The organism is Flintibacter sp. (assembly GCF_046973065.1).
This window is the reverse complement of record NZ_JBKVXZ010000011.1, coordinates 38,762-54,829: the sequence shown is the minus strand read 5'-3', so window position 1 is coordinate 54,829 and position 16,068 is coordinate 38,762. Positions and strand designations below refer to the sequence as shown.

Annotated in this window: 17 protein-coding genes, 1 tRNA gene and 1 pseudogene; 12 read left to right on the top strand and 7 right to left on the bottom strand. The window is 53.4% G+C overall.

Features of this window, described 5'->3' with window-relative positions; translation table 11 throughout:
* Window positions 1-60 precede the first annotated feature (60 nt).
* Together ACLTXB_RS06295 and ACLTXB_RS06290 are read right to left on the bottom strand one after the other, a co-directional pair.
* Window positions 61-285, bottom strand: a complete 225-nt coding sequence (locus ACLTXB_RS06295) for a FeoA family protein (RefSeq protein ID WP_020989522.1) — start codon at window positions 283-285, stop codon at window positions 61-63.
* 36 nt (window positions 286-321) lie between these two features.
* Window positions 322-531, bottom strand: coding sequence for a FeoA family protein (locus ACLTXB_RS06290; protein ID WP_008980245.1), 210 nt, complete (start codon window positions 529-531; stop codon window positions 322-324).
* Window positions 532-851: 320 nt separating this feature from the next.
* Between ACLTXB_RS06290 and ACLTXB_RS06285 the strand changes: the two genes are divergently transcribed.
* Window positions 852-936, top strand: a tRNA-Leu gene (locus tag ACLTXB_RS06285).
* A gap of 346 nt (window positions 937-1,282) precedes the next feature.
* On the opposite strand, the gene ACLTXB_RS06280 is transcribed toward ACLTXB_RS06285, so the two are convergent.
* Entirely contained in the window at window positions 1,283-1,615 is a 333-nt protein-coding gene (locus tag ACLTXB_RS06280) for an RNA polymerase sigma factor (RefSeq protein WP_428226428.1), read from the bottom strand.
* A 220-nt stretch (window positions 1,616-1,835) separates the two neighbouring features.
* Between ACLTXB_RS06280 and vanR the strand changes: the two genes are divergently transcribed.
* From vanR to ACLTXB_RS06240, 8 genes are all read left to right on the top strand, one after another.
* On the top strand, window positions 1,836-2,534 hold the full coding sequence (vanR, locus tag ACLTXB_RS06275; protein WP_020989524.1) for a VanR-ABDEGLN family response regulator transcription factor: 699 nt from the start codon (window positions 1,836-1,838) through the stop codon (window positions 2,532-2,534).
* Window positions 2,527-3,633: a sensor histidine kinase gene (locus ACLTXB_RS06270; protein WP_428226427.1), complete on the top strand. Its 1,107-nt coding sequence runs from the start codon at window positions 2,527-2,529 to the stop codon at window positions 3,631-3,633. The genes vanR and ACLTXB_RS06270 overlap by 8 nt, the downstream gene beginning before the upstream one ends.
* Before the next feature lie 127 nt (window positions 3,634-3,760).
* Window positions 3,761-4,798: a D-alanine--D-serine ligase VanG gene (vanG, locus tag ACLTXB_RS06265; RefSeq protein WP_428226426.1), complete on the top strand. Its 1,038-nt coding sequence runs from the start codon at window positions 3,761-3,763 to the stop codon at window positions 4,796-4,798.
* Window positions 4,795-5,523: a M15 family metallopeptidase gene (locus ACLTXB_RS06260; RefSeq protein ID WP_428226425.1), complete on the top strand. Its 729-nt coding sequence runs from the start codon at window positions 4,795-4,797 to the stop codon at window positions 5,521-5,523. Before vanG ends, ACLTXB_RS06260 begins: the two co-directional genes overlap by 4 nt.
* A 51-nt stretch (window positions 5,524-5,574) precedes the next feature.
* Entirely contained in the window at window positions 5,575-6,003 is a 429-nt protein-coding gene (locus ACLTXB_RS06255; RefSeq protein WP_428226424.1) for a serine O-acetyltransferase, read from the top strand.
* Complete coding sequence (vanT, locus tag ACLTXB_RS06250; protein ID WP_428226423.1) at window positions 5,996-7,117, top strand: serine racemase VanT catalytic subunit; 1,122 nt, start codon at window positions 5,996-5,998, stop codon at window positions 7,115-7,117. Before ACLTXB_RS06255 ends, vanT begins: the two co-directional genes overlap by 8 nt.
* A 523-nt stretch (window positions 7,118-7,640) precedes the next feature.
* On the top strand, window positions 7,641-7,925 hold the full coding sequence (locus ACLTXB_RS06245; RefSeq protein WP_428226422.1) for a hypothetical protein: 285 nt from the start codon (window positions 7,641-7,643) through the stop codon (window positions 7,923-7,925).
* The gene (locus ACLTXB_RS06240) at window positions 7,922-8,215 is read left to right on the top strand and encodes a hypothetical protein (protein WP_428226421.1); all 294 of its coding nucleotides are present in this window, start codon (window positions 7,922-7,924) and stop codon (window positions 8,213-8,215) included. Before ACLTXB_RS06245 ends, ACLTXB_RS06240 begins: the two co-directional genes overlap by 4 nt.
* An 87-nt stretch (window positions 8,216-8,302) precedes the next feature.
* Here the strand turns inward: ACLTXB_RS06240 and ACLTXB_RS06235 are convergent, their stop codons facing one another.
* Both ACLTXB_RS06235 and ACLTXB_RS06230 read right to left on the bottom strand, forming a co-directional pair.
* Window positions 8,303-9,529 carry a sensor histidine kinase gene (locus tag ACLTXB_RS06235; protein ID WP_428226420.1) on the bottom strand — a complete coding sequence of 409 codons (1,227 nt, stop codon included), beginning with the start codon at window positions 9,527-9,529 and terminating at the stop codon, window positions 8,303-8,305.
* A complete protein-coding gene (locus ACLTXB_RS06230) occupies window positions 9,526-10,200 on the bottom strand; it encodes a response regulator transcription factor (RefSeq protein ID WP_428226419.1) in 675 nt (224 codons plus the stop codon). The genes ACLTXB_RS06235 and ACLTXB_RS06230 overlap by 4 nt, the downstream gene beginning before the upstream one ends.
* Window positions 10,201-10,554: 354 nt before the next feature.
* Here ACLTXB_RS06230 and ACLTXB_RS06225 point away from each other — a divergent pair.
* The 3 genes and pseudogenes from ACLTXB_RS06225 (at window position 10,555) to dnaK (ending at window position 13,871) form a co-directional block, all read left to right on the top strand.
* Window positions 10,555-11,330: pseudogene (locus tag ACLTXB_RS06225) on the top strand (sulfite exporter TauE/SafE family protein).
* A gap of 1 nt (window position 11,331) precedes the next feature.
* Entirely contained in the window at window positions 11,332-12,186 is an 855-nt protein-coding gene (locus ACLTXB_RS06220; protein ID WP_428226418.1) for an aryl-sulfate sulfotransferase N-terminal domain-containing protein, read from the top strand.
* Window positions 12,165-13,871 (top strand): molecular chaperone DnaK, encoded by a 1,707-nt coding sequence (dnaK, locus tag ACLTXB_RS06215; RefSeq protein WP_428226417.1) that lies wholly within the window; start codon window positions 12,165-12,167, stop codon window positions 13,869-13,871. Before ACLTXB_RS06220 ends, dnaK begins: the two co-directional genes overlap by 22 nt.
* 82 nt (window positions 13,872-13,953) lie before the next feature.
* On the opposite strand, the gene cobA is transcribed toward dnaK, so the two are convergent.
* Both cobA and ACLTXB_RS06205 read right to left on the bottom strand, forming a co-directional pair.
* On the bottom strand, window positions 13,954-15,441 hold the full coding sequence (gene cobA / locus ACLTXB_RS06210) for a uroporphyrinogen-III C-methyltransferase (RefSeq protein ID WP_428226416.1): 1,488 nt from the start codon (window positions 15,439-15,441) through the stop codon (window positions 13,954-13,956).
* On the bottom strand, window positions 15,438-16,061 hold the full coding sequence (locus tag ACLTXB_RS06205; protein WP_428226415.1) for a precorrin-2 dehydrogenase/sirohydrochlorin ferrochelatase family protein: 624 nt from the start codon (window positions 16,059-16,061) through the stop codon (window positions 15,438-15,440). Before ACLTXB_RS06205 ends, cobA begins: the two co-directional genes overlap by 4 nt.
* Window positions 16,062-16,068: the final 7 nt, after the last annotated feature.

Genomic DNA, 16,068 nt, shown 5'->3' with positions numbered 1-16,068 from the left:
TTAATTAGCTTATGCTAATCCATAGACAAAAATAAAAGCGGTCAAACAGAACCGGTGGAATTACTCCACCAGGATCATATCTGCATCCGCCTTGCGCAGAGAAAGCTCGTAGCCTCGGACGGTCACTTCGACCGGATCGCCCAGAGGAGCCACCTTGCGCACAAAAATGCTGGTACCTTTGGTGATTCCCATGTCCATGATCCGGCGCTTGACGGGGCCTTCTCCCTGCAGCTTTTGTACGGTGACGGTTTCACCGCACTTGACCTGCTTGAGTGTCTTACTCATCGCTGTGTTCTCCTTTCCAACCACATCCAAAGCACGTCATACCATAATGCGGTTTGCCATGCTCTGGCTGATAGCCACCCGGCTATCCTTTACATTAACGATCAGATTTCCATTGAGCTGAGCGATTACTGTAACGGGCTGCCCAACGGTAAAACCCAGATTCTCCAGAAATCGACGGGTCTCATCCTTGCCGCGAATGGCCTTGATATTGGCCACGCAGCCAGTTTGCGAGAGGGAGAGGGGCATAATAGGAATCACTCCTTTCTCAGTATAGATATTTTAGAGTTTGCAATGTCTAACCAATTAACAGGGTAAGTTTACCACCGCTAACCATGGTTGTCAATAGCTAACTGAATTTTAAGTATCTGTTTTCATTGACTTTTTTTCTGCAGTTGGGTATGATTATATGTGCTGAGTATAGGGGTCAGCAGCTGTAGAATATCATCCAAAGGAAAAGTTGATATGCGGGTATGGCGGACTTGGCAGATGCGCAGGATTTCGGTGCTGTCACCTCAGTGGAGAATTACCGTTCCATTTCTGGTGCCCGCGATCTTTAAACTGAATATGCGCCTGTGATGGAATTGGTAGACATGCGAGATTTAGGTTCTCGTGCAGCGATGCGTGTGGGTTCGAGTCCCTTCAGGCGCACCATGACGAGTGTTCTTATAGCATTTGAAGCGCTGTAAGAACGCTTGTCTTTTTTTGTTATTTTTATTCAGCAACTTTGGCTAGGATGTAGTTAACGAATGCGTCTTTTCAGACCGGATTTTAGAGAGAACTTGGTTTACAGTACGTCTGAGAAATGTTTTGGCTGGTCAATCAATGTGAATATCCATTTCAGTCTAATCGTACCGAGACGGGTGTCTGCATTCGTAGTAAGTCAATTTTAAGCTCTATTTTATGGCCCTATTTTTCCAAATAATATCAAGAAAAATTATTTCGCGCTGTATGGTAGGAAGTTTCTCCAAAGCTTTTTGGATAGAAACGGCATCAAGAACTATGTCGTCAAGCTATGGAGAGAAATTGCTTTGCTCGTTTGATATGGTATCAACCGATAGAGTTCGGTTGTGAAATCTAAAGTCGCCCATACACTTATTGTGTGCGATCGTAAAAATATTGCTATTGAATTTTTCCAAGGATGATAGCTTCCTATGTTTTGTATCACAGCAACAAACACATCTTGGATGATATCATAAGCATCTTGTTCATGCCCAATCATTTTAAAAGTATATCCGTAGATACGGGAATACCAACGCCGTATCAAAATATCCAGTGCACTTCTGTCACCAGATTTGATGCCACGTATTAAATCAAAGTCGCTGTATTCCATCGACTCACCACCTTGTACATAAGTATAACGAAATGGTGCTAAGAAAAGGATGAACACTTTTCAGAGAAATCCAAAATAGAAGGTGACCGTAGGACAAGGGCAAATTACCTACAACACGCCTTTGCAAAGTTGATTCTGTCATGGCGTTTGTGGTATAGTGAGACAATAGGACGGCCTGCGGGTCGAACTGTCAGACCAATGGATGGGCGGGATCATGAAGATGAGCGCAGAGATCATGATTGTGGACGATGAGGCAGCCATTGCCGACTTGGTAGATGTCTATTTGAAAAATGAAGGATACACAGTCCACAAATTTTATACTGCCACACAGGCGCTGGAATGTGTGGAGCAGAAGCGGCTGGATCTGGCCATTCTGGATGTGATGCTTCCGGATATGGACGGATTTACGCTCTGCCAGAAGATCCGAGAGAGTCATCTCTTTCCTATCTTGATGCTCACCGCGAAGGTGGAGGATATGGACAAAATCACCGGCCTCACCCTGGGGGCAGATGACTATATTACAAAGCCCTTCAATCCTTTGGAGTTGGTAGCGCGGGTCAAGACCCAGCTGCGGCGCTACACCCGCTACAACCCAAGTAGTGGCTGTGGAGAGGAGGTCCCCCAGGAGTACGACATTCGGGGACTGCAGATTTCCAAAGCCAATCATAAGTGCTTTCTTTTTGAGGAAGAGCTTTCCCTTACACCTTTGGAATTTTCTATCCTTTGGTACCTGTGCAGCCGGCAGGGCCAGGTGGTGTCAAGCGAGGAGCTTTTTGAGGCAGCTTGGGGCGAAAAGTTTATGGACAGCAACAATACTGTTATGAGCCACATCGCCCGCTTGCGGGAAAAGATGCACGAGAACAGCCGCAAGCCGAAATTTATCAAGACGGTTTGGGGGGTGGGATATACCATTGAGTAAACAGCGGATTCAAAAAGAGCGGGAAGAGCGGGGAAAACGGGCTGGCCTGCGTACCTGGGCGCTTTACCTGCTGGCTCTGGCTGCCTGGGTGACGGCGGTGATCGCCCTGGCTTTGCTGGGCTTCTTGGTGTGCTCCCGATTTACCTGGTATGAGAACAATCCCCTCTATCAATTTCTTGACTGGGTGCGGGATTATATCATGTTCGTCTGCATCGTGGTGGTATTGGCGGGTTGGGTGGTCATCAGCTATTATTTTATTGCACGCTCTGCCCGGGATTTGGAGTGGCTGCTCTCCGGGGCGGAGGAACTGGCCCATCCTACAGATGCTCCGATCCGTCTGCCGCAAGGACTAAAAAATGCCGAGGACCAGCTGAATCTGGCCCGGGAACAGGCTCTGCGGGCCGCTCAGGCGGCCATAGATGCCGAGCAGCGGAAAAGCGACCTGGTGGTCTACCTAGCCCACGACCTAAAAACGCCCCTTACCAGCGTCATCGGTTACCTCACCCTTCTGCGGGACGAGCCAGAGCTCTCCCCGGCCATGCGGGCGCGCTATACCGGTGTGGCTCTGGAGAAGGCCGAGCGGCTGGAGGACCTCATCAATGAATTCTTTGATATTACCCGCTTCAGCCTTACCCATTTGGAACTGGAGAAGGGAGACACCGATCTGAAGCGGATGCTGGAGCAGATGTGCAGCGAGTTTGGACCGGTCCTGGCCCAGAGGGGGATGACCTGCCAGCTGGACCTGCCTGGGGAGCTGCGGGCGGTCTGTGATCCGGACAAAATAGCCCGGGTTTTCGACAATCTGCTCAACAACGCCTGCCACTATGCCTACTCCGATTCAGTTCTTCGAGTGGCAGCCCGGGCAGAAGAGACAAAAATCGTGATGACTTTCTGCAACGCCGGCCCTACTATTCCCCCGGAAAAGCTTGCCCGGATGTTTGAGCAGTTTTTCCGTCTGGATACCTCAAGGGGCACCCGCACCGGAAACGCCGGACTGGGTTTGGCTATTGCCAAAGAGATCGTGGAGGCTCACGGTGGCACCATTACCGCCCGGAGTGAGGGAGAAGAGATGCTCTTCACGGTTACTTTGCCTCGGTAAGAAAATCGTAAGAATTTCCACAAGAAATTGCAGTAATTTTAAAAGAGAGTGTTCATACACGCGGCGCCTTGTTTTGTTACCATTTTGGTAGCGAAACAAGGCGCTTTTTGATAGGAGGTTTTTGTGTATGAACCGTATTTTGATTTTCTTTGGCGGTTGCTCCACCGAATACGGTGTGTCTCTCCAGTCGGCCCATGCGGTACTGACCCACCTGGATCGGAGTAGATTTGAGCCCCTGCTGGTGGGCATCACTCAGAGCGGCGGCTGGCTCTATTACACTGGCGCACCCGATGCCATCCCCGCTGATCGCTGGCAGGGAACTGAATGTGTCCCTTGTACCCTGGTCCTCAGCCGAGGAGTGTCCCACCTGCTCCTGTTGGACGGCAGTGGCACCCAACTATCTTTTGACGCAGCTTTTCCGGTGCTCCACGGCAAGAACGGGGAGGATGGCACCCTCCAGGGGCTGCTGGAGTTGGCAGGGATCCCGGTTATCGGCTGCGGCGCGCTGTCCTCTGCCTTGTGTATGGACAAGGACCGGGCCCACAAGCTGGCCGCTCTAGCCGGAGTGAAAGTGCCCCGAAGTGTAGTCTTCCGCCGAAGTGCGGGGATGGATGAAATCAAAGCGGCAGCAGCGAAACTGGGCTATCCCCTTTTCGTGAAGCCCGTCCGGGCTGGGTCCTCTTTTGGTATCACCCGGGTCACCGGCCCAGAGGGGCTGCCCGGGGCGGCCGCCGCCGCTTTTGCCAACGACCGGGAACTGCTGCTGGAGGAGGCTATCCCAGGTTTCGAGGTAGGCTGTGCCGTACTGGGTACCGATGAGCTCACTGTGGGCGCGGTGGATGAGATCGAACTCTCCCAGGGCTTCTTCGACTTTGAAGAAAAGTACACCCTGAAAACCTCCGCCATCCACTGCCCCGCTCGCATTCACCCCCTAAAGGCGGCGGAGATCCAGGCGGCGGCCAAGGCCATCTACCGTGCACTGGACTGCAAGGACTTTGCACGGGTGGACCTGTTTCTTACACCGGCAGGGGAGATCGTATTCAATGAGGTGAATACGATTCCCGGCTTCACCGCCCACAGCCGCTATCCCAACATGATGAAAGCGGCGGGGCTGGATTTCACCACCCTCATCACCCGCATCATCGAGGCGGAGGTGGGCGTATGAGAACTCTTACACGGACCACCGGTGCTCTGTTGCTGGTAAACGCTGCCCACTCCATGGTAACCTCCGCCTCGCCGGACTTGGTCTGCGTGGATCCTCGTTGGCCGGAGGTTCAGCTGGAGCGGCGGGCGGCGGGGTTCCTCAACGCCTGCATCCGGGCCGTGGGAGGAGAAAAAGACATCGTCCCTGTTTCCGGTTGGCGCAGCCAAGAGGAGCAGCAGGCCATCTGGGATGATACTCTGGTCAAGGAAGGAGAGGCGTTTACTCGGCAGTATGTGGCCCTCCCCAGGTGCAGCGAACATCAAACCGGTCTGGCCATCGATCTGGGCTTGGCATCGGAGGAGATCGACGTTATCCGCCCCAATTTCCCCTATAGCGGTGTGTGCGCTGCCTTTCGGAAGCAGGCGGCAGATTATGGCTTCATTCTGCGTTATCCCGCCGGAAAAGAGGCGGTCACCGGTATTGCCTACGAGCCATGGCATTTCCGCTATGTGGGCGTGCCCCATGCGAGGTTCATGGCTGAACAGGGGATCGTTCTGGAGGAATACATGGAGATACTGCGTCGGGATTATTCCCAGCGGCCTCTGACTGTCTGCGCAGCCTCCCACATGTTCCATATCTGGTATTGTAACGAGGCAGTCCGTGAGGATCTGCTCTCAGAACTCGGAAGCTACTGTCAGGTGTCGGAGGACAACTGCGGCGGCTTTGTGGTTACCACTTGGAGGTGAGAGGTCGTGTCTTTGCGGGAATTTTTTACTGACTGGTCCAAAGGAGACCGAATGACGGGCTTCTGGTGCCTTTACCGCCTGCGGAACCGGGCAAAGCGGAAGATGATCCGGGATATTTTAACTTTTTTCTACAACCGCAGCGCCCGACGGCACGGAGGCTATGTGGGGCCCGGCGCTGTGATTTTGGGAGAACCGCTGCTGCCACACGGACTCCACGGAGTCTATATTTCCCGTTTCGCCACCATAGGCGCGGGATGTCGGATCTATCAGAATGTCACCATCGGGGAGGTAAAGCGTCGTGCCCCTGTTGTGGGAAATGGGTGTCTCATCGGAGCGGGTGCAGTGCTGGTGGGGAATATCCGTATCGGCGACGGAGTAAAGATCGGCGCAGGAGCGGTAGTGTGTCAGGATATTCCGGCGGGATGCACCGTAGTGGCCCAGCCGCCCCGGATTTTGGAAGGGGGAGCGGGATATGCGTGAGGAAACAAGTCGGGCCTGGCGGGAAGTGGATCTGAACGCTCTGGCCCACAATGCCCGGGTGCTTCAGGGTGCACTGGCCCCTGGCTGCCGTTTAATGTCGGTAGTGAAGGCTGATGCATATGGACATGGGTCAATCCCTGTGGCCCGGCGGTTGGAAGCAGAGGGAGTGAAAGCATTTGCAGTGGCCTGCCTGGAGGAAGAAATCGCTCTGCGGAGGTCGGGTATCCAGGGAAAAATCCTGATTCTGGGCTACACTCCGCCGGGTATGGCATTCCAGATTTGCCGGTGGAAGCTCGTCCAGACGGTAGCAGATGAGGATCACGGCCGAGCGCTGGCCGCCCAAGGTGTGCCGCTCTCAGTCCACTTGGCTTTGGATACCGGTATGCATCGCCTGGGGATTCCGGCGGAGGACCATAAGGCTTTGCAACATTTATATGAATTGCCAAATCTGAATATCGAGGGGGTATTTTCCCATTTGTGTGTGTCGGACAGCCTGGAAGCGGAGGATATGTCCTTTACCTGCACGCAATTAGAACGATTTTACGCAACAGTTCGATGGCTCAAGACCCACGGCCTGGACACGGGAGCAATCCACATCCAGGCAAGCTACGGCATCTGGAATCTGCCGCCTCAGCCATGTTCCTGGGCACGGGCAGGAATCGCCCTTTACGGTGTCTTCAGCAATGATGCCCACACAGAACGAAAGCTGGATCTGAACCCAGTGCTTTCCCTGCGCGCCCGGGTAGCTTCGGTGCGCACCCTCCTGCCCGGCGAGGGAGCAGGATACGGCTTGGCCTTTTGGGCGGATCAAATGCGGAGGTTGGCAGTGGTTACCATCGGCTATGCCGACGGCCTGCCTCGCAGCCTGTCCCAGCAAGGGGGAGAGGTACTGCTTCACGGAACGCGCTGTCCTATGGTGGGGCGAATGTGCATGGATCAGCTGATGGTGGATGTGACCGATGTGCCTTGCGTGAAGCCCGATGATGTGGCAACAATCATTGGAACAGATGGAGGAGAAGTGATTCGGGCAGAAGATGTGGCTGGGCAATGCGGTACGATCACTAACGAACTCCTTTCCCGACTGGGACAACGTCTGCCGATTGTTGCAGACTGACGGAACCATATCGGTTCATAGAATTGTTGTTTGTCACTGGGGTGACATCACCTTTAGGTTCCTGTGAAGCGATTCGTGTGGGTTCGACCCCCACTACCCGTACCACGTCGGAGCAAGCTTTATAGCGCTTGCTCCGACTTTTGTTACAAAAGTCAGAGCGCGCTCATGCCGTTGCTCTTCCTTTCCAAATCGAACCCGCTTCGCTGGGCTTCAATTTAGTTTTGGGTGCAAACTTGGAAACTGCGGCATCTATACTGTTTCAATATTCCAAAAAGAGAGACACACCAAGCGGTGTGTCTCTCTTTTTGGTGATGCAGATCCCAACGGGATCTGCATCACCTGCGGACAGGTTTTGTCGAATGTGAGAGAGACTTTGGAGGAAGGTGAACTGGAGCCGCAAATATATTGACACAGGTACAGGTTTCTGTTACAATATCGTGCGTTAGGGATAGCTAACCGCGTTGCGGTTAGCTATTATTATGATTATCAGTTAGCTATCGCTAATGAAATGAGGTCTAAACGGATGATTAACAACCGGCTGATACACATCATGGGTAAGAGCAGAAAATATGTGTCGGCACAGGTGCTTTTCCAGTGGATTTCTTTACTTTGCAATATTGTATTGATGTCTGGAATTGCGCTTTTCTTAAGCCAGCTTTCTGCTGGGGGAAACCCGGAAGTGTGGAAAAAAATGATATGGATTCTTCTGTCTGCCCTGGTCATACGGTACGCATGTACAACCCTGGCAAGCCGGATGAGTCATCGCGCCGCAAAGCAAGTAAAAGAACAGCTGCGTATCCCTATATGATCTTTGCCAATATGCAGAAGCTGGGTGTTACCTCAGTTCGAACTGTGGTGAAGGTGGGAGATACCATCTCCGACGTGAAAGAGGGCGTCAACGCCGGTGTTTGGACGGTGGGCGTCGTTGAGGGCAGCTCGGAGCTGGGGCTGAGCCAGGAGGAATTTGAGGCTCTGACTCCCCAGGAGCGGGAGGCTGCCTGCCGGAAGGTCGAGGAGAGCTTCCGGGAAGCGGGAGCCCAGTTTGTGATCAAAAATTTGTCTCAGCTGCCGGAGCTGATCTGTGCGCTGGGAAATTAAAAAACAGAAGTAAGGGCCGCATTGCAGTCGGAATGTTCCGGCTGCAATACGGCCCTTTCGGCATTTGCATGGGATAACGTTTAAAGACTATTTCAAATTGACACGGAACCCAATCAAGCCCTCTTTTTTATAGGCGGTAATAGTTCCACGATGGCTTTTGACAATGGATTGGGCGATGGACAGACCGACCCCAAAGCTGCCGGAAAAAGTACGTACCCGATCGGCGCGATAGAATCGGTCAAACAGTCGCTCCAGCTCCAGATTGTCTACCTCAGCGTAGGTATTCTCCACCGTCAGGATGGGGTGCCGCCGCTGGTAGAGCCGGACTTGGATTTTGCCGCCGGCGTCGCAGTATTTTATTGCGTTGTCCAGCAGAATGGCAGCCAGCTTGCGAATGAGCGCTTCATCTCCGTGGTAAGAGAGGGAGGGGGCAATGTCGCTGAAAAGGATATGGCCCCGCTCCTCAGCCAGATATTGAAATTCAGAGACGGTATCATTGATGGCACCACTCAGATCAAAATCAGCATAGAGAAGGCGGGCGTCGCTCTCATCCATACGGGACAGAGTAACCAGTTGGTTGATGAGCAGGCCCATACGCTCCCCCTCGCTGCGGATATCATCCAACCATTCATTTTTTCCATATTCCGCTTCCAGAATATCCAGATTGGATAAGATCAGCGTAAGAGGAGTTTTCAGCTCGTGGTTGGCATCAGTGATAAACTGCTTTTGTTTTTCATAGCCTTCCGCCACCGGACGTACTACCCGCTTGGAGATGATGACCGTCAAAGTCAGGATCAATACGGCACTTCCCAGCAGGATAAGAAATATCGTGAACAACATAAGGTTTGTTGTATTCTTGTACATGGTCCCGTTGACGAATACCAGAATCGCTCCATCTTCCGTAGAGGTGATTTTATAGCGGTATTCTGATACCCAGCCCCGCTCTTTTGTGCTGTTCATTGCCTGCGATGCGTAGTGCTCCACTTCCGACTGGGAAATCGTAGAAACGGAATCTATATTGACGTCGGTTACTTCATGCTGCTCGTTGAGCCAAACCGTAAAAAAGCGGGTGCTGAACCGGGTCTCTTCCGTAATGGCGTCGGTATAGAAAAATCGGGAAGGAGTATGCGGTTTAGAGGAATCAAACTCTGGGAAAAAACCGTTGTTTGCTGCGATGGTATCGGTGAGCGTGTCCAAAGTCTGGTTCATCTGGACCCGGGTAAGCACTAAAAGCAGAGAAAGGATGATGGAAAACACCGCGAAAATGGAGATGGTGCTGATGCATATGAATTTTTTGCGCAGACCTCCAATCACGGCTTGACCTCCAGTACATAGCCGGCGTTGCGTATAAAGCGGATCTCCATGGGCGCTCCAATGGCGCTGATTTTCTTGCGCAAATTAGAGATGTGGACCCATACAACGCTGGTGTCGACATTCGTATCCCATCCCCAGAGATGGGTGATAAAACGATCTGTTGGAATAATGGTCCCGGGAGCCTGCATCATCATTCCCAGGATTTGAAATTCCTTGCCGCTGAGCGTCTGGATCTTGTCCTGAAAGACCAGCTGGTAGGTGGAGCGGTTCAGGATAACGGAACCAATAGCAAGCAGATCGGGCAGATAGGTGTCCTTTCGACGGAGCATGGCCCGGATCCGGGCCAAAAGCTCGGCGGTGGAAAAAGGTTTGGGCAGGTAGTCGTCTGCTCCAGCATCCAGACCCTCTACCCGCTGCGAAATTTCTGTGCGGGCGGTCAGAAACAGAGCTGGGGTTTTGATTCCGTTCCGACGCAGAGTTTGCAGTACCTGCAGCCCGTCCAAGCCGGGCATCATAATGTCTAAAATCAGTCCGTCATACTCGCCGGTCTGTCCGTACTCCAGGGCGTCTTCTCCGTTAGATACGCCGTCTACACTGAAGCGATTGTGTTCCAAAATATGGACCAGCGATTTCAAAAGCTTGGGATCGTCTTCTGCTACCAGCAACTTCATGTTCTTCACCTCCGGTTGATAATGACATATAAACATACTCCGCTAAAGACAAACTAAAGATGGGCACGGAGAGGAAGCTCCCAGGACAAAAATCATGCAGCACCCGAGGCAAAAATTTGAGGGAATCTTTAGCGGCACTTTAGGTTCATTTGATATTTTGAATAAGCGGAAATGGGCACCCTGGCCGGAAAGACATAAGGCGGGGGCGGTAAAACTTATGCCTATTATATCTGCAAACGCGGCGGCTGTGCAACCAGGAACGAAACGTTGATGCCATATCTTCTGTATGAAGCGGACATGCATCGGAAGAGGAAAATAATTGGCCCCTGCCGCGGCAGAAGGGAGAACCGTGATTTGAGTGAGGTCTGTTTTGAAATTCTGATCTGTTTTTTGGCCGGAGCAGGCGCAGGGTTGGGAACCGGATTTGCCGGACTGAGTGCCGCCACAGTAATCACCCCGATGCTGGTGGCTTTTTTGCATCTTCCCGCTTACCAGGCCATTGGAATTGCGCTGGCCAGCGATGTGCTGGCCAGTGCGGCAAGTGCCCGAACCTATGCAAAAAACGGCTGTGTTGACATAAAAAACGGAATGGTCATGATGGCTGGGGTGCTGAGCATGACAGTAGTGGGAAGCTGGTTGTCCTCCTATGTGGAGAGCGGTACTCTGGGGGGCTTCTCCATTTTATGACCTGGATTCTGGGAATAAGATTTTTGTTCTTTCCCATCTTGGAGCCAAAAAATACCATGCTCCGGCGTTCCAGTATGCAGAAAGTATGTGCGGGGGCAGCCGGAGGGGCGTTGGTGGGATTGATTTGCGGCTTCTTCGGAGCGGGCGGCGGAATGATGATGCTCATGGTCCTAACCATGCTGTTGGGATATGAACTGAAAACAGCGGTGGGGACCAGTGTGTTTGTCATGACATTCTCTGCGCTGACAGGAGCAATCAGCCATTTTGCACTGGGGGATACTCCGCCAATCAGATTGCTGATTTTATGTATGATTTTTACCTTGATCTGGGCGCAGGCATCTGCTAAAATTGCGGCCCGGTCCAGTCCTCTTGCACTGAACCGGTGGACGGGAATGATCCTGACCTCGTTGGGAACGCTCCTTCTGGTAGTCAATGTTCTTTAGAGTGAAGCGAAAGGTGAAGCTTATGTTGACAAAGAAAAAGAGAACCATCTTTCTGGTGGTCATTGCAGCTGTGGCATTACTGGTCGTTTTGATTCCTTTTTTGGTCATGAAGATCTCCAAGGCCTTTACCGCACAGGAACAGGCGGTGCGTACAGACTGGTCCTTTGATACCGGCAATGTGGTCGACCAGAGCGCAGAGTGGAATGTTGACATTACGCAAGCCAATCTTGGAGACGGGCTAAACGCCCTTCAGCTGGTGCCTCAGGATATCCAGTCCGAAGGATTTACTTACTATGACCTGGGGGTGCAGCAGCGTCTGCACCAGGTAATTGAAGAACTGAAATCTTTGAACGATGTCACCTGGTCAGCTTCCCAGCCCTTGACCATCTTAAATCCCTATGGAACTGGGAGCAATGGCCTGTATTTCTATTTTGAAACGGAAGTGGAGGCGAAAATCAACTATACCATTCACGTGCCGGACAGTGATGTCCCGGACTATACGGCTCAGGCGGCCGATATATCCGGTGAGGAATACTCCAAGACCCATGAGTTTCAGATGATTGGGCTTGTGCCCGGAGAGATCAACGAGGTTACTCCCAGGCCCAGGAACAGTTGGGATGGCAGATGGAGCAGTTTGAACAATACCAGCAGATGTTCCCGGATGAGTTTCCAAATCAGCAGACACAGCCGGATGAGGACAGGCCGCAGGAGAATGACACAGCCCAGGACGGTGCAATGGGAGAGAGACCGTTTATGCCCTTCCAGGGAACGGAGAATCTGCCGTAATACACCTTTGGCAGAGGACAAAATCAAAGGACAAAGGAGCACAGTAATATGGCTAGAATCATCGGGATAGATCTGGGCACCACCAACTCTTGCGTGGCGGTATGTGAGGGAACCGAGCCGGTCATTATCCCCAATGCACAGGGAGGACGGACTACACCTTCCATCGTTGCCTTTTCCAAGACGGGAGAGCGGCTGATCGGTGATCCGGCAAAGCGGCAGGCAGTAACCAATCCGGAACGGACCATCCAGTCCATCAAACGGGACATGGGAACCGACCGAAAAATCTATGTGGACGGGAAATGCTATACACCGGAACAGATCTCTGCCATGATCCTGCAGCAGTTGAAGGCAGATGCGGAAAGCTATCTTGGCGAGCCGGTGACAGACGCTGTCATCACAGTGCCCGCTTATTTTACCGATTCACAGCGGCAAGCGACAAAAGACGCCGGGACAATTGCCGGACTCAATGTGCAGAGAATCATCAATGAGCCCACTGCCGCCGCGCTTGCCTATGGGATCGATAAGGAAGAACCCCAGATTATCATGGTATATGACCTGGGAGGCGGGACCTTTGATGTATCCATTCTGGACATCGACGGCGGAGTTATCGAGGTCCTTGCCACTTCAGGCAACAATCATCTGGGCGGCGATGATTTTGACCAGTGTATCAGTGACTGGCTGGTAAAAGAGTTCAAGAAAGAACATAAAATCGATCTCTCAAAGGATATGCTTGCCATGCAGCGCATCCGGGAAGGGGCAGAGAAAGCAAAGATTGAGCTGTCCAGCATGGTAACCACACAAATCAGCATTCCCTTTATCGCCACGGGAAAACAGGGACCGGTCCATCTGGAGCAGACTCTGAGCCGGACAAAATTTAATGAGCTGACAGATCATTTGGTTCGTCAGACGATGGAACCTGTGAAAGCGGCTCTGGCGGACTCCAATCTGTCTGTGCAGCAGATCAGCAAAGTGTTGATGGTGGGCGGTTCCAGCCGTATTCCTGCGGTGCAGCAGGCAGTCAAAGATCTCATTAGGAAAGAACCATTCCGAGGAATCAATCCGGATGAGTGCGTGGCGATGGGAGCCTGCCTGCAGGGCGGCGTGCTGATGGGGGCGGTGAAGGGACTGCTGCTGGTAGACGTTACGCCCCTTTCACTGGGAATTGAAACAGTGGGCGGTGTGTGTACCCGCTTGATTGAGCGCAATACCTCCATTCCCATTACCAAAAGTCAGATTTTTACCACGGCAGCCAGCTTTCAATCCTCAGTAGAAATCCATGTTCTGCAGGGAGAGCGGCCCATGGCCCGGCAAAATAAAAGCCTGGGAAAGTTCAAGCTGCATGGTATTCGCCGGGCTCCGCGGGGAGTTCCACAAATCGAGGTCACTTTTGCTATCGATGCCAATGGAATTGTCAATGTGTCGGCAAAAGACCTAGATACCGGGAAGCGCCAGGAAATTACCATTCAAGGGTCGGGTAATTTGAGCCGGGAAGAAGTTGAGCGCTGCGTCAGAGAGGCACAGCGCTATGCGGAGGATGACGCCCGGGCCAGGACTGAGGTTCAAGCAGCTGAGCATTTGGAAACATTGATGTATCGCAGTCAGGAGATTCGGAAGAAGGCTGATAAAGAGCAGAAAAAGCGGTTGGATGAATTGGTAAAAAAAGAAAAACATGCGTTAAAGCATAAAGATTCTCAACAGATCAAAGAAATCGCTTGTGAACTGGAAAAATTTTTGAATGAGGTAGGCCGCGCTTAGAGGTCTCCGTTCCTGTAATGCGATTTAAAGAGGGCCGCACAATTTGTGCGGCCCTCTTTAAATAAGTGGTCAAACGGTCTTTTTACTTGTGGGCAGACCAATGGTCCAGAATGGTCTGCTGGATACCAGAGGCGGAGATATCTCCCGCCATCAAAGGAGGCGTGCTGCAGTGGGGGGCCAGAGCTTGGGCGGTGACCGGACCGATGCACACACAAGCGGGACCCTCTGGGATGGAACCAAAGGTTTTTAGAAAGAAGTCCACCCCGCTGGCACTGGAAAACACAAGATAGTCACTTTGTTGGACCTGTGAGCACAAAACAGTACAGTCCAGCTCCGGGGCGCGGAGAGTGTATAGGGGGATGTCCTCTGTGTGGGTGTGCTCCGCGAGACGGCGGTACAGCTCCGGAGAGCCCAAAGCAGAGCGAAACAGATATACCGGCTCACCCTGGGGGACGGTGTCCACCAGAGCCTGGGCCAGAGCCTGCGTGGTGTGGACCGGGGGACAAAGGTCAGCATGAATGCCATGGCTAGCCAGGGAGGCTTCGGTAGCCTTGCCAATGGCGGCAAAACGGCAGGCGTGGAGCTTTCTTAGATCGATGTTCTGTTCCTCCAAACGGCGGAAGAAACAGTCCACTCCGTTCTGGCTGGTGAGCACCACCCAGCGGGGGGCGCCGTCACACAAGATGTTCAGGTCAAACGAGCAGGGCAGTTCCTCCAATTGAGAGGTCAGAGCAGCAAAGGAGCGGGCACCCAGTGGAGAAAGAGCGTCGTTCAGCCGCTGCTGAAGAATGGGAGTGCCTACCAGCGCCACCTGCACTCCCTCCAAAGGCCGGGCGGAGGAAAAAGTAAGATCCAGTGCGGCGGTTTCCCCTACCACGATCACCGCTGGAGGCTGGACGTTTGCCTGTTCCGCGGCCGCAGCAAGTTGTCCCAGCGGGGCACGGACCGTAGCCGGGTGAGGCGCGCAGCCGCCGGAGACCACAGCGGCAGGAGTTTCCGGAGAGCGGCCGGCAGAGATGAGTCCCTGAGCGATCTCTCCAAGGTGGGATAGTCCCATCAAAAACACAAGGGTGCCCTCCAGATTGGCCAGACGGTCAAAGTCATCCCGACCTCCCTGGGCGGTATGGGCAGTGACCACGTGGAAACCGCGGCTCATCCCCCGGTGGGTCACCGGGATACCTGCCAGGGCGGGAATGGCGATGGAGGAGGAAATACCAGGCACCACCTGGAAGGGGATGCCTGCTGCCTGGAGAGCCAGCGCCTCCTCACCGCCCCGGCCAAAGACAAAGGGGTCGCCTCCCTTGAGCCGGGCCACCCGCAGGCCCTGTTTGGCCAGTTCCACCAGAGTTTGAGAAATCTCCTCCTGGGGAGCGGAATGGCGGCCAAGCCGCTTGCCCATGTAGATGCGCCGGGCCTGGGGCGGAGCGGCCTGAAGCAGCTCGTCAGCAATGAGATCATCGTAGACCACTGCATCGCACTGGCGCAGCAGTTCCAGTCCACGCAGAGTGATCAAGTCGGCCTGGCCGCAGCCTGCGCCGATGAGATAGACGCAGCCGGTAGATTGGCTCATGGAAGTTCCTCCGTTTCAAAGCTGAGTAAAGATTGCGTCTCTTCCCGGGTGAGTGGACCGCCGGCCTGGAGGGCGGCGGCAAAGAGCCGGGAGAGGCAGGCGGAGCGCTGAGGTTGGGACAGTGCGCTGCCTTTCAGTTCCTCCCGGACACCATCCATCCAAAGAAGAATGTCCTCCAGATTGCCGGGAAGCAGCCCTTCGATCTGCTCTTTCAGATAGTGGGCTGCGGAAGGACTTTTGCCGCCGGTGGAGATGCCCACGGTCAAAGGTCCCCGCCGGACCACAGAGGGGAAGAGAAAGGTGCTCTCCGTTCCAGGGTCGGCCACATTCACTGGAATATTCCGCTCTCGGCACAGTTGGGCAATGCGGCTGTTTAATTCCCGGTCATCGGTGGCGGCAATCACAAAGAAAGCACCCTCCAGCAGGGCAGGGGAGAAGGGTTCCCGCCGCACGGTCAAACCGGGCAGAGCCTCCAGCTCCGGAAGAACTGAGGGAGCGCACACGGTGAGGTGAGGGCCGTAGGGCAGCAGGGTGCGGATCTTCCGGGCAGCTACCGGACCGCCTCCCACCACCAGCCCGTGTTTCTGGTTCAGGTCTATGAAAAGTGGAAAGTAGGCCATGGACGGG

Coding starts and splice junctions, on each gene's coding strand:
- vanR (WP_020989524.1), top strand. CDS start 1,836: ATGAGCGCAGAGATCATGATTGTGGACGATGAGGCAGCCATTGCCGAC.
- vanT (WP_428226423.1), top strand. CDS start 5,996: ATGCGTGAGGAAACAAGTCGGGCCTGGCGGGAAGTGGATCTGAACGCT.
- ACLTXB_RS06245 (WP_428226422.1), top strand. CDS start 7,641: ATGATTAACAACCGGCTGATACACATCATGGGTAAGAGCAGAAAATAT.
- ACLTXB_RS06280 (WP_428226428.1), bottom strand. CDS start 1,615: ATGGAATACAGCGACTTTGATTTAATACGTGGCATCAAATCTGGTGAC.
- ACLTXB_RS06205 (WP_428226415.1), bottom strand. CDS start 16,061: ATGGCCTACTTTCCACTTTTCATAGACCTGAACCAGAAACACGGGCTG.
- cobA (WP_428226416.1), bottom strand. CDS start 15,441: ATGAGCCAATCTACCGGCTGCGTCTATCTCATCGGCGCAGGCTGCGGC.
- ACLTXB_RS06260 (WP_428226425.1), top strand. CDS start 4,795: ATGAGAACTCTTACACGGACCACCGGTGCTCTGTTGCTGGTAAACGCT.
- dnaK (WP_428226417.1), top strand. CDS start 12,165: ATGGCTAGAATCATCGGGATAGATCTGGGCACCACCAACTCTTGCGTG.
- vanG (WP_428226426.1), top strand. CDS start 3,761: ATGAACCGTATTTTGATTTTCTTTGGCGGTTGCTCCACCGAATACGGT.
- ACLTXB_RS06230 (WP_428226419.1), bottom strand. CDS start 10,200: ATGAAGTTGCTGGTAGCAGAAGACGATCCCAAGCTTTTGAAATCGCTG.
- ACLTXB_RS06295 (WP_020989522.1), bottom strand. CDS start 285: ATGAGTAAGACACTCAAGCAGGTCAAGTGCGGTGAAACCGTCACCGTA.
- ACLTXB_RS06290 (WP_008980245.1), bottom strand. CDS start 531: ATGCCCCTCTCCCTCTCGCAAACTGGCTGCGTGGCCAATATCAAGGCC.
- ACLTXB_RS06255 (WP_428226424.1), top strand. CDS start 5,575: ATGACGGGCTTCTGGTGCCTTTACCGCCTGCGGAACCGGGCAAAGCGG.
- ACLTXB_RS06240 (WP_428226421.1), top strand. CDS start 7,922: ATGATCTTTGCCAATATGCAGAAGCTGGGTGTTACCTCAGTTCGAACT.